Origin of the sequence: Marivirga sp., assembly GCF_035704835.1 — a bacterium.
In the GTDB taxonomy this organism is placed as follows: domain Bacteria; phylum Bacteroidota; class Bacteroidia; order Cytophagales; family Cyclobacteriaceae; genus Marivirga.
Map to the genome: position 1 here is coordinate 24,030 of NZ_DASSWQ010000009.1, position 12,833 is coordinate 36,862.

13 protein-coding genes are annotated in these 12,833 nt (G+C 35.0%); 2 read left to right on the forward strand and 11 right to left on the reverse strand.

Features of this window, described 5'->3' with window-relative positions:
* Window positions 1-22 precede the first annotated feature (22 nt).
* The 6 genes from VFM92_RS01200 to VFM92_RS01225 all read right to left on the reverse strand — a co-directional run bounded on the left by VFM92_RS01200 (window position 23) and on the right by VFM92_RS01225 (window position 6,607).
* Window positions 23-688 (reverse strand): RNA pseudouridine synthase, encoded by a 666-nt coding sequence (locus VFM92_RS01200; RefSeq protein WP_325120365.1) that lies wholly within the window; start codon window positions 686-688, stop codon window positions 23-25.
* 271 nt (window positions 689-959) lie between these two features.
* The gene (locus tag VFM92_RS01205) at window positions 960-2,543 is read right to left on the reverse strand and encodes a peptide chain release factor 3 (protein WP_325120366.1); all 1,584 of its coding nucleotides are present in this window, start codon (window positions 2,541-2,543) and stop codon (window positions 960-962) included.
* A 123-nt stretch (window positions 2,544-2,666) separates the two neighbouring features.
* Complete coding sequence (locus VFM92_RS01210) at window positions 2,667-5,072, reverse strand: TonB-dependent receptor (RefSeq protein WP_325120367.1); 2,406 nt, start codon at window positions 5,070-5,072, stop codon at window positions 2,667-2,669.
* A gap of 100 nt (window positions 5,073-5,172) precedes the next feature.
* Entirely contained in the window at window positions 5,173-5,709 is a 537-nt protein-coding gene (locus VFM92_RS01215; RefSeq protein ID WP_325120368.1) for a hypothetical protein, read from the reverse strand.
* A 208-nt stretch (window positions 5,710-5,917) separates the two neighbouring features.
* Complete coding sequence (locus VFM92_RS01220) at window positions 5,918-6,121, reverse strand: energy transducer TonB (RefSeq protein WP_325120454.1); 204 nt, start codon at window positions 6,119-6,121, stop codon at window positions 5,918-5,920.
* Between the two features lie 9 nt (window positions 6,122-6,130).
* Entirely contained in the window at window positions 6,131-6,607 is a 477-nt protein-coding gene (locus VFM92_RS01225; RefSeq protein WP_325120369.1) for a hypothetical protein, read from the reverse strand.
* Window positions 6,608-6,781: 174 nt separating this feature from the next.
* On the opposite strand from VFM92_RS01225, the gene VFM92_RS01230 reads away from it, so the two are divergent.
* Window positions 6,782-7,765 carry a hypothetical protein gene (locus VFM92_RS01230; RefSeq protein ID WP_325120370.1) on the forward strand — a complete coding sequence of 328 codons (984 nt, stop codon included), beginning with the start codon at window positions 6,782-6,784 and terminating at the stop codon, window positions 7,763-7,765.
* Here VFM92_RS01230 and rlmN read toward each other — a convergent pair.
* Together rlmN and VFM92_RS01240 are read right to left on the reverse strand one after the other, a co-directional pair.
* Complete coding sequence (gene rlmN, locus VFM92_RS01235) at window positions 7,762-8,844, reverse strand: 23S rRNA (adenine(2503)-C(2))-methyltransferase RlmN (RefSeq protein WP_325120371.1); 1,083 nt, start codon at window positions 8,842-8,844, stop codon at window positions 7,762-7,764. The two genes, VFM92_RS01230 and rlmN, sit on opposite strands and share 4 nt — an antisense overlap.
* Before the next feature lie 78 nt (window positions 8,845-8,922).
* Window positions 8,923-9,636 (reverse strand): Crp/Fnr family transcriptional regulator, encoded by a 714-nt coding sequence (locus tag VFM92_RS01240; RefSeq protein WP_325120372.1) that lies wholly within the window; start codon window positions 9,634-9,636, stop codon window positions 8,923-8,925.
* Between the two features lie 151 nt (window positions 9,637-9,787).
* On the opposite strand from VFM92_RS01240, the gene VFM92_RS01245 reads away from it, so the two are divergent.
* On the forward strand, window positions 9,788-10,006 hold the full coding sequence (locus VFM92_RS01245) for a hypothetical protein (RefSeq protein ID WP_325120373.1): 219 nt from the start codon (window positions 9,788-9,790) through the stop codon (window positions 10,004-10,006).
* Between the two features lie 50 nt (window positions 10,007-10,056).
* On the opposite strand, the gene VFM92_RS01250 is transcribed toward VFM92_RS01245, so the two are convergent.
* The 3 genes from VFM92_RS01250 to VFM92_RS01260 all read right to left on the reverse strand — a co-directional run bounded on the left by VFM92_RS01250 (window position 10,057) and on the right by VFM92_RS01260 (window position 12,833).
* Window positions 10,057-10,725 carry an SDR family NAD(P)-dependent oxidoreductase gene (locus VFM92_RS01250; RefSeq protein WP_325120374.1) on the reverse strand — a complete coding sequence of 223 codons (669 nt, stop codon included), beginning with the start codon at window positions 10,723-10,725 and terminating at the stop codon, window positions 10,057-10,059.
* A 39-nt stretch (window positions 10,726-10,764) separates the two neighbouring features.
* On the reverse strand, window positions 10,765-11,430 hold the full coding sequence (locus VFM92_RS01255) for an FAD-binding oxidoreductase (RefSeq protein WP_325120375.1): 666 nt from the start codon (window positions 11,428-11,430) through the stop codon (window positions 10,765-10,767).
* Between the two features lie 65 nt (window positions 11,431-11,495).
* Window positions 11,496-12,833, reverse strand: coding sequence for an NAD(P)/FAD-dependent oxidoreductase (locus tag VFM92_RS01260; protein WP_325120376.1), 1,338 nt, complete (start codon window positions 12,831-12,833; stop codon window positions 11,496-11,498).

A 12,833-nucleotide genomic window follows, 5' to 3' on the forward strand; every position in this document is an offset into this window, starting at 1 on the left:
GTAAAAATAGCCGCGTTTTACGTTAAATAACATCTTCAAAAAATGACCATACAAATGCTTTTGGTATTGGACTGATAACATTGAAAGGTTCTTTTTTAACAGGATGCTCAAAACTGATTGCTCTTGCGTGCAAGGCGATTGAGCCGTCTTTTGTAGGTCTAGCAAAACCATATTTTACATCCCCGATAATAGGACATCCAATTCGGGCCAATTGCACTCTAATTTGATGTGGTCTTCCGGTTAAAGGCTTTACTTCTATCAAATTTCTATCCCCTAAAGCTCTAATTAATTTGTATGAAAGCGTTGACTTTAACCCACCTTTCTTATCACTCATATGGGCATGAGTGAGATTTTTTGTAGTGTCTTTTTTCAGCCAATGGGTGATGGTATCTTCCGTTTTTGGAGGTCTTTTTTCCGTTATTGCCCAGTAAGTTTTGTCCACTTCACGGTCTTGAAATATTTTAGACATCCGCTCCAAAGCTTTGGAGGTACGAGCCAAAACAAGCGTTCCGCTTACAGGTCGGTCAATTCTATGTGGGGTTCCACAAAATACTTTCCCTTGCTTACTATATTTTTTAGCAATGTATTCTTTAGCATGCTCTGAAATTGGGGTATCACCTGTTTGATCCCCCTGTACTAACATGCCTGAAGGCTTATTTACCACTAATAGGTGATTGTCCTCGTACATTACTATTTGTAAAAACTCCTGATAATTCATAGGGACAAAAGTCGTAAAATTTGGGTATATAACATATTTTAAAGTGTCGAAGTTTTGAGGTGAATAGGTGCTAAAGTTGGGTGATGGATTATAAGCCCTTATCTTCGATTGGGAAATTAGGCCAGCTTTCGAGAAGAGATCGGCTTATGGTCTGTGCTAAAATATAATATAAATGTTTTCCCAAAGTCTTGAACCTTGGAAAAGCTTCATCCCATCTTAATTCTTGATTATAGACTCTACCTTAAAATTCCGATTGAAAGTGGAAATCGATTTCAGGGAAATTATCCTCCACCATTTGAAGCCAAGATTTAGTTTCTGCCATAAAAACCATTTTTCCATCTTTATCCTTTGCGATATGGCGGTATTTTGATTTCACAAATTCATCCAACTTCTTTTTATCCTTACTACTGAACCAGCAAGCTTTGTATAGATTCAAAGGAGCAAATTCACAAGAAGCTCCATACTCGTTTTTCAAACGGTGCTGAATTACTTCAAATTGAAGATTACCCACAACACCTACAACTTTCCTTGCACCCATTTCGAACGTAAACAATTGAGCCACTCCTTCATCCATTAATTGGGTTAGGCCTTTATCCAATTGCTTAGTTTTCATAGCGTCTTTATTGATTACTTCCTTGAAAATTTCAGGAGAGAAAGATGGAATTCCTTTGTAAATGCCTTTTTCACCTTCCGATAAAGTATCTCCGATTTTCAGGTTTCCCGTATCAAATAGCCCTACTATATCACCAGGATATGCTTCATCTACCGTCTCCTTATCTTGTGCCATAAAGGCTGTAGCATTGGAGAATCGGAATTTTTTATCATGTCTCACATTCAAATAACTGCTGCCTCTTTCGAATTTACCAGAGCAAATACGAACGAAAGCAATTCTGTTTCTATGCTTCGGATCCATATTGGCGTGAATCTTAAATACAAAGCCTGTAAATTTATCTTCATTAGGCTTAATGATTCTTTCTTCCGTTGCTCTTTCCTTGGGCTGAGGAGAAATATTAATGAAGGTATCAAGCATTTCCTTTACTCCAAAGCTATTGATGGCAGAACCAAAAAATACAGGAGCCACTTTTCCTGATAGGTATTCTTCTGTATCTAATTCAGGATAAACTCCTTCTATTAACTCTACATCTTCTCTTAGTTGGTTGGCTAAAGTATTCCCAACGGTTGCATTTAATCTTTCATCTGTCAAATCCTTGATTTCAAGTCCTTCTGCAGTCAATTGTTGTTTGCTAGGCTTATAAAGCAATAAATTTTTGGTGAATAAATTGTAAACTCCTTTGAAGGTTTTTCCCATGCCAATCGGCCAAGTCAGCGGACGAACTTGTATGTCCAATTTTTCCTCTATTTCATCGAGCAGATCATAAGGATCTCTTCCTTCCCTATCGAGTTTATTTATAAAACAAATCACAGGAGTATTTCGCATACGACAAACTTCCATCAACTTCTCAGTTTGCTGCTCAACCCCTTTCACGCAATCAATTACCATGACCACACTATCTACAGCTGTTAAAGTTCTATAGGTATCCTCTGCGAAATCCTGGTGACCTGGAGTATCCAGCAAGTTGATTTTTATATTTTTATATTCAAATCCCATAACGGAAGTAGCCACAGAAATACCTCTCTGCTTTTCAATTTCCATCCAATCGGATTTGGTAGCAGTATCTATTTTATTTGACTTTACAGCTCCAGCTTTATTGATGGCACCTCCAAAAAGCAAAAGCTTTTCCGTTAATGTGGTTTTACCAGCATCAGGGTGGGCAATGATGCCAAAAGTTCTTCGCTTACTAATCTCTTGTTCTAACTTATTCATATCAATTCCTCAATGAAGTTGCAAAATTACAAAGAATGATTGGCAATAGGAATTGAAAGTTCAAATCAAAAGAAAAGATTCAAGAGACGAAATACTATTCCGCTCTTGAAATCATAATACATTTTAAAACTTAAAATTTAAGGACATGATATAATTCCTGCCAGGTGCAGACATTCCAGAACTATAAGGCCTATATCGCTGGTCTGTAATATTTTCGACACCAATGTTTAAACCGAAATCTCCCCAAAGTTGATAGCTCATTTTAAAATTTAAGGTATACCAGGCAGGTGCATAAGTATTCCCATTTTCATCTAAAGCGTAGATTTCGGTTTTTGCTCTTTCTTCAACCGCTAATCGAGAATGCTCTCTTTCCGCCTGATAATTCGCATAGATTTGAACTACCCAATCATCTGATTTGAAATTTAAACGAGTTGTCCCGAATAAAGGTGGGGCATGCCTTGAAGGACTTACTGAACCATTATCCAACTCCTCTTCTCCCATTTGATAATTTAGATCTGAAGATAAATTAATTCCCCCTGGAAATTTCATTTCTAAACCCGCTTGAAGTCCATATACATATGCTATCGCTGCATTCTGAATAGATTGAACCTGACTCATTTCCCCATCAAAAATAATACTATCCATTCCATTTAATTGAGAATTCCTTCGGACCATGGCATTATTAAGGATAGTGTAATAAGTAGTGAAATCAACTTTTATAAAGTTATTGAATACTTTAGCGATTCCAATATCCCAATTATACGCATACTCTGCAGACAAATTTGGATTGGGAATTACTACAGCTCCCGGCTCTGAATCAAATATTTTACCAACATCATCAACATTGGGTGCTCTGAAAGCTGTTCCAAAATTCGCATTAACAGACCATGATTCTCCCGGATGATACACCATTCCCAAACTTCCCGTAAGTGCTCCATTGTTTATATTTGCTTCCGTAAAGGGAAAGGAATAAAAGGTGGTATCAAATTCCGCATCCAACAGAAAGTGGTTGTATCGAAGCCCGCCTTGAAGGGTGAATTTATCAGAAGGTTTAAATTCATAATTCGTATAAACTGCCATCGAATTCCAGATAGCTTGTGGGTATCTGGAAGGTGAATTAGAAAAATAGCCAGTTATAATGTTTTCTTGCAACCCATCTGATTCTACATCATTTAGGATATATTCAACACCATAAAAAACCGTACTTTTCTTTCCAATTTTTTTAATGAAATCAATATTTGTCGAATAAGCATCCACTTTTTCAGCTCTAATTCTTCTTATCTCATCCTGAAAATTACGGTCAATCCTGCTTTCTTCGAATTGCTGATGTGCCAAGCGAATAGACAATTGATCAAAGGATTTGGTCTCTTTGGAATGGGTGATATTCAAATTATTCATCATCCATTTCTGAGGCCCGTAATTCCATTCGGCATAGCGAGGTTTCCCATTCAAAACTCGGTTAAGTCGGTCATAGCGCCCATATTCTGACGTCTCCGAAAAATGAAAACCATATTGAAAATCCCAGTTTTCATTGGGCTGGAATCTGATTTTCTGCATCAAATTCTTTTGAGAATATGCGGTAGGATTTTGAATTAAAGGATTTTCCTGTTTCACTATTCTATCCTCACCTTCAATTCTTTCTACATGATAAATTTTCAGATAATCGTCAGGACCATTTTTACCTTGTCTCAAATGGTCATAATCCCACCGACTGGCACTGGTCACAAAAGCCCATTTTTTCCAACCATATTTTATATCGGCATGAAGAGTTTTTTCATTATTTGCAGAAGAAAATCTAGTATTCACTTTCCCAGAAATCAAGGCTTCATCTGAACCAGATAATTCAGGGCTTAAAGTTTGAAAACTCATCACGCCACCTATAGCATCACTTCCGTAAATGACAGAACCAGGACCAAATAAAACTTCCGTACTTTCAGTTGCAAATGGATCTAAGCTAATAACATTCTGAATATTGCCTCCTCGGAAAATCGCATTATTCATTCTCACACCATCAACAGTATAAAGTAAACGATTGGTGGCAAAGCCTCTAATCATTGGGCTGCCTCCTCCTTGTTGGCTTTTTTGAATATACACCTTACCAGAAATGCCCAGTAAATCAGCCGCTGTTTGTGGATTTTGAAGTTCTACTTCTTTAGGCGAAATGGAGATTACTTTTGAGGGTATGTCCCCAGAATTTTGTCGCCATCGAGTTGCAGAAACGATCACCTCATTCAAATTGAAATTATTGGCTTTTAGTTCAATGACAAAATCTTTGGATCGGATTTCTTCAAAACTTAAGGTTTTTAATTGATAGCCTAACCTTTGAATTTGAATTTTTTGAGTTCCCGCTAAAGATGAAATATCAGCTTTCCCTTGTTCATCAGTTCCAATAAATTCACTTCTTTCTTCACTAATGAAAGTTACCATTTCAATAGGCTCAGAAGTTTCGGCATCTTTAACCGTAACAGTTTGAGAATAGGCTATAAAAGAACAGCCTAAAAACAAACAGAGCAATAAAATATTCCTCATTATAAATTTTCAGTTTATAAATTTAAAAAAATGAATGGCTTTGCTCCATACCAAATGAATTGAAATTTCATTCAAAAGGTAACTAAGCAAAATGAAAAAATTAAACTGCTAATTGGGGAGGTGGAGAGGGTATAGAATTGATAAAATCTGTATGAATAAATTTATAATGAATTATCGGATTTGAAACTGTAGTACAGCTAAGAAATTCCCATTGAAAGACTTTTTCTAAAAATAAGGACTGATAAAATGAAATCAACTTTTGTTCTTTTTCTTGTTTTTCAGGATGGTTTCCTAATAAATTATTCACCACCTCAGCCAAATTTTTATTCAGTTTAGTCTCTTCATAATCCCACCAACACCAATATTTTATGCTATCAGCCGTCTCTTCGAATTCCACCACATCATACATTTCGCCCTCAAATTCAAATTCTTTGGAATGTTCCCATTCTAGTTTTTCCGCAGCTTCAACTTTGGTTAATTGAATTAAAACCAGCTCAGATTTATCTTTGCCTTCAATAATTTTCCATTTCACCTCATGCTTCACTTGCTTCTTTTGATGCTTTAGCCATAGATAAGTCACCATGGCAGGAGCCACTAGACAAAAAAGGAAGGCTATGAGGATAAATTGTTTTTTCAAATCACTAAATCTAGATATGTAAATTTACAGCTTTTTGATTAGTTCTAAAGATTTGTGAATATGACTTCCATAAATGGTCAATGGGAATGATAATATTCCCAAATTAGGGTAGAATAGATTTTAGTAAGTTGTAAACTAGGGATTTATATTAGGATGGTTTTTGAAAGTAGAATGAAAGTTTCATTGGCTTTCATTCTACTTATGATTTTTATTTCAATTTAAAATAAATAGGAATATTCATTCTGACCCTAACCGGTTTTCCACGCTGTCTGCCAGCTTCCCATTTCGGTGTATTTTCAATGACACGAACTGCCTCTGCATTAATGCCTACAGAAACACCTTTTAAAATTTCCACTTGTGATAAGGAACCATCTTTTTCAATCACAAAAGATAAAATTACCCGTCCTTCAATATTTCTCTTCTACTCAAAAGAAGGGTATTCAATTGCCTCTGCTATAAATTTATAAAAAGCATCTAATCCTCCATTAAATTGAGGTGCTACTTCTAATGTAGTTGAATTATAAATATTATAATCCTCCACTTTTTCTTCTGGAATTCCAAAATCTTTATTCCATGAATCAATTTCCTCTTCGATATCGATTTTCTCTGGTTTCTCTACAAGTTTTGGGAGTTCCATTACTTCCACAATATTGATATCACCTTTGGGTTCCAATAATTTTTTAGGCATTGGTTTTGGTGGTTGTATGGTTCGAAGAATATCTTCATTTAGAAAGAAAACTACCTCATCTTCTTCAAAATTGACTTTATCTTTTTCAGGGATAAAAACCTTAAATTCAAAGGCAATAAAACATAAGCTGATGGCTATAACTAATCCAATATTGAGGAATAATGGACGCTTAGCATACAATTCTCGAGTAGCATTTTTGAAATGTTCCATAGTGAATAATCATTTTAAGTTGAACATGATTATTCATACACCTATCTTAATAACGCAAATAATTTGCATTAATTCTAGAGAATCTTGAAAATTTTTTTCAATTGAGAATAATTTTTTCGATAGCATTCTTAATAAACTTTCTATTTTTGAAATGAATTATTAATAAAACGGACTGTGAGCAAACTCTTTAAAATTTTTATTACCCTATTTATAACTTTCCTGATTTTATCTTTTGCTGGATGGCACACGTTCAATTACTATTGGAGAACAAAATCAACAGTAAGTACATTTTCAAATTTTACTGAGCCTGACTCATTAAGTTTTTCTGAAATTATTTGGCGTGAAGGAAATTTTGGAAACATCAAAACGGAAATAGGTTCCTTTTTTGTAAAAGTAGAGCTTAATGGGGTGAATGATTCTTTTTACATGCAATTTGATACTGGCGCCCCCCAGACTGTACTATATGGAAGAAAATTAAATAAGCTAAAAGAAAAATACCCGAACTTATCACCTGCAACAAACGACTCTGGAAAAGAATATTTTAAGGATGCGCAATTAAAAATTGGTGATATTATTTTGGAAACAGATTATCTAAGAATACTACCTGAGATGGGAAGCGCTGAAATAGATTCTGCTTTCAACATCATTGGTACGATTGGTTTTGATGCCATTTTAGATAGAAAGCTCATATTGGATTTCAGAAATGATAAAATTACCATCACCAACCAGGATGTGAAGGACTTAAATTATTCTTTTGATTTGGTAAATGGAGTTAGTCTAAAGCGCTTCCCAATTTTGCTGCCAGCCCAAGTGGATGATGAAAATGTAAACCTTTTCTATGACACAGGTTCAAGTATGTTTTCGTTAATACTACCCCCTAATAAATTGTCAAATATGGACAATTCACAAACTATTGATACATTGTGTTGTATATCGGCATGGGGAAAATCGTTGGAATTTTATAGAAGAAAACTTAATTCCGATATTAAAATTGGGAAAATAATAGAAAACCAGCCTGATATATATGCTGCTAGCAGTATGAATCCTTATTCGTATTTTCCGAATTGGGTAATGATGGGAGTCACTGGTAACCAAATGTTTTTAAACAAAGTATTATTAATAGATACTAAAAATAACATATTTGGAATAAGTGATTAATGTTTATTCGCTAATTGCCCGCAAGCAGCATCGATATCTTTACCACGGCTTCTTCTTACATTCACAATCACTCCCCTTTCTTCAAGGAAGGCTGCAAATTTATCGAGCTTGTCTTCATCTGTGTTTGTGAAGTCCGCTTGGTCTATCGGATTATATTCGATAAGATTGACCTTGGCTGGAACATATTTGGTGAATTGCCATAGTTCCTTTGCATCTTCCAGACTATCATTGAAATTATTGAAAACGCAATATTCAAAAGTTACCCTGTTTTTGGTTTTGGAATGATAATATTCTAAAGCTTCTCTCAGAACGGGGAGGTTATTACTGTCATTAATTGACATGATTTGGCTTCTCTTTTCATCATTAGCGGCATGCAGAGAAAGTGCTAGATTAAATTTAGCATCGTCATCAGCTAATTTCTTAATCATCTTGGAAATACCTGCTGTGGAAACCGTAATTCTTTTTGGAGACATGAACAATCCCTTTTCAGAAGTGATGTGTTCAATGGATTCCATCATATTTTTATAGTTCAAGAGCGGTTCACCCATTCCCATATACACAATATTGGAAAGTGGCATATCGTAATGCGTTTCTGCCAATTCTTTAATCATCACCACCTGATCATAAATCTCAGCTGCTTCTAAGTTACGCATTCTTTTCAAGTAACCTGTTGCGCAGAACTTACAACTTAAAGAACAACCAACTTGAGAAGAAACACAAGCAGTCATTCTATTTTCAGTAGGTATTAATACCCCTTCCACTTCATTTCCGTCATGCAATCGGAAAGCAACTTTAATGGTTCTATCGGAGCTCAATTGCTTAGAGGCAATAGTAATTCTATTGATGCAATAATTTTCATCTAACCATTCACGCAAATTTTTCGAAAGATTGGTCATCTGTTCAAATGAGGAAGCAGATTTCATCCAAAGCCATTCATAAATCTGCTTGGCCCTAAAGGCTTTTTCGCCAGATTTGGTTAAATCTTCTGCTATGGCCTCCACGGACATTTTTCGGATATCCTTTTTGCTAAGATTTACCTCTATTAATTCTTTCTGAATATGGACTGCTTTCTCTTGCATAATACAAAATTACGATAATCAGCAGACATAAGCCTAATGATGTGATATTAGTTCGAAAATTAAGGGAATATTAAAAGATTAAGCAAATAAGTCGATTTCTTTAGCCAATGCTTTATCGTTCAAAACGGTAATTTTTTTACCATTTAAGTCAATTAATCCATCTTTTTTAAAATCTGATAACAATCGAATTACCGTTTCTGCAGCGGTACCAACAATTTTGGCTAAATCTTCTCTGGTTAAAGCTATATCGATTTCTGTTTTTTGATCTCCATCTACACCATAAGAGCTTTTTAGCATCAATAAGGTTGTAGCCAGCCTTTGTCTTACAGTTTTATTGGCCATATCTGCCATTTTTTGTTCCATTATGCCTAAATCATGACAAACAGCTTGCATTAATTTATTCTGGAATTTCTGATCTTTAGAAACAAGCTCAGTGAAACTACTTTTTGGAACGAAACACACCTTTGCATTTTCTAGAATAGTAGCGGAGGAATTGTAATTTTCTCCAGAAAGTAGCGCCCTATAACCTAAAAAATCTCCTTCTTGTGCTAAACGAACTATTTGCTCTCTACCAGAGTCATCTGTTTTGAAAATTTTCACTTTGCCTTCACTAATACAGAACAATCCCATGGGTTGAGTACCTTCTAAAAATAATACTTGACCTTTATTATGTGATAAGGTACTTTTATGCTCACTTAATGCGCAGAGTGCTTCAGACGGGAGTTCATTAAACATTGATTTACGCCTGCTCAGGCATAAATCACAGGGAATATTTTTAAGTTTTTTAGACATCTCTATTATGCTTATCGTAAGCTCAAAAAATTAGTTGCGGTCTATTTATATAAAGATAGGTTAATTTTAAATCTTAAAAAAATAGGTATATGTCCGCTTTTTAGTATTGTATGAAAATTAAGTAAATTGCGTAAACCAAAATTTTTTAACTATGAAAAAAGGACTTTTAAGAGGAATAATTTTAATTGCAATTGGCGCATTTACAATTTACTGGGCCATTGACCATAGTCCAAATGCCTCAGTAGGTGAAAAAGTGAATGATTTATTAGATGAAAATGCCTATCGAATGAGTGAGGCTTGGTATTATACCTCTTTAGTGGCTGGTAGTATTATCGCTCTTTTGGGATTGAGAAACCTTTTGAAATCATAAATAAGATTGTCTCAAAAGTCAATTGATTGATGACTTTTGAGACAATTCTTTCACATATTTCCATAAACTTTAATAATCCCTTCTCTTAATTCAGGGTGCTGCAAATAGTGTGAAATAGTAGCTGCAATTTGTTCAGGTTTTACCCAATCGTCAAAATTCATGTCAGACATTGCTTCTCGATTTGGAGGCGTATCAATTATGCTAGGCACCACAACATGCGCACTGATTTGATGTTCAGAATAATCCGCATTAATTATATCAGCTAAGCTGAAGATCAGCTGCTTAGCCAAGCCGTATGAAACAACATTCTTTAAATCATTTGATGATAATACTGGTTTTGCCCCAATCAAAAATAACTGACTACCCTTCGGCATTTTTTCTAATAATGGTTTAACTAAATTAAAAGCAGTATCGAAATTAAGCTTGATTTGACTATGAATATCATCGATAGTAACATCTTTAATACCACCACCTGCATAACCACCCACTGTTAAAACTGCTCCGTTTATTTCACCAAAACCTTTGTTCGAGTTTTCCACTGCCTCAAGTGCAGCTTTAGGATTTGTCAAATCAACCAATTCCTGCTTCAAACCGCTATCTGAATTTTTGATATTTTCTTTTTTGCCGAAAAGTCCATAAATTTTATGTCCTTCAGATCTTAATTGTTCGACAACCGCACTTCCTAAATTTCCATCCGCTCCGCTTACTAATATATTCATCTTATTGTCTATTTAAATTATAAAACAGTCGTAAACTGTTTATTTTTCAAAAGTTATAGCATCAGGACTTGCACCCAACATTTCTAGATGTTTACTCACATCTTTAATCATGGCATCTGGTCCACATACATAAAAATGTTGAGTGAAATTTTCCAAATGTTTTTTTAAGAAATCCATATCTACGATCTTATTTTCATGACCCTCGATATTCTGATGTGTTAATGTAGAAATAAAATTATCTCCTAAAATATCATTAAAATAGGATTCCAGAATTACGTCATCACCTGTTTTATTAGAAAAAATAAGTTTATTTTCTCCGATTTCATTCTTCTGTTCTAAATTTCTGAAAATAGCAATAAAGGGGGTTATTCCAGCTCCACCAGCAATAAAAGTACCTGTACCTTTATATTCAATGGCACCCCATGCATCATCAATAATTAATTCATCTCCTTCGTTAAGGCTATCTATTTTATGAGTTACACCTTCGTGGTCGTGATAGGTCTTTATTACAAATTCTAGGTGATCATCTTCCGGTAAAGAAGTAAATGTGAAAGGTCTTTTTTCTTCTTCCCAGCCTTTTTTATTGATCGCCACCTCTGTTGCTTGACCAGGTTGAAACTTGTAATTTTTGGGCTTTTCAGTTGTGATTTGTTTTACGTTATGTGTTAAGGAAAATACTTTGGTAATCTTAACAGTATATGCCATTTTTATTATTGTTTTGTTCACTAATAGAAACGGAATAAATAAATAATGTTTAAATTAACCGTAGACTAACTCTCCAATTTTCTTACAATTTGCTCTAAATCAACACTTTCCCAATTTTCTAAAATATCAGGTTTTTGCATGACTTCATCCATAATAACTTGCTGCTTTTTCCCAATTTCATAGGCTTCAGAATAGCGCAAATCACTGAATGTAACCATAGAATAAAGTGGTATCCATTTCTCTGGAAACTGCTCATGTAACTTAGCTTCAATCTTCTTTTGAACCAAAAATTTGTCGTCTGCAACTAAGTCTCGCATTTCCACAAAGTTGTGTAATGCTAAATTTGCGATCGCATCTCCATCCTTTTTCCGTAATTTCTGATACTCTTTTAATGCATCTTCCCAGTCATCATCGTATTTATCTAATAACAAATTAAGCTCCCAACAATCCTCAAATCCAGCGTTCATTCCTTGTCCGTAAAAAGGAACTATTGCATGCGCAGCATCTCCAATTAAAACACAATTATTTTTTACCCATGGCTCGCATTTAATGGTAACCAAAGAGGCAGTAGGATTTTTGAAATACTCATCCTGAATATTCTTTAAATGAGGTAAACTATCTGGGAATGTATTCTTAAAGAAATTTAAAACCTGCTGTGGTGTTTGTAGACTCTCGAATGACGGATGTCCTTCAAAAGGAAAGAACAATGTACATGTAAAGCTTCTATCTAAATTGGGCAGTGCAATTAACATATACTGCCCTCTTGGCCAAATATGTAATGCATTTGGAGCTATCGCAAAATCACCTTCCTCGGTGGCAGGAATTGATAATTCTTTATATCCATGTGGAATATAATATTGCTCAAAATTAAACCTATCTGTTTTGGCCATGGCCTGACGCACCTGCGAATAACCGCCATCAGACCCAAATAGCAAATCAAACTGCAGCGTTTTTTCAGTTTCGGGCGTTTCGAATGTAACGCTAGTGTTTTTAACATCTACATTTTTGCAAGTGTAACCAAATTTGATTTCAACACCATTTGCCTCCGCTTCATCAAGCAAAATTCTGTTAAGATTGCCTCTTGAAATCGAATTTATGAATTGTCCATCTTTACCGTAGGGCTGAAAAGTGAGTTCACCGCTCTGGCTATGCATCATCCTGCCTTCCATCGGGAGCATTATTTTCTTCACTTTTTCAATTATCCCTACATCTTCTAAGGCTTTAATTCCTCTTCTACTTAAAGCTAAATTGATCGAACGCCCAAAATCAGTAGAGATTTTTCTCATATCTTCTCTCTTTTCGTAAAGGCTCACTTGATATCCTCTTTTCTTTAAGTAAATACTTAAAAGTGCACCCACTAAACCCGCACCCAACACTCCGATATGTTTAATCTCTTTCTTCAA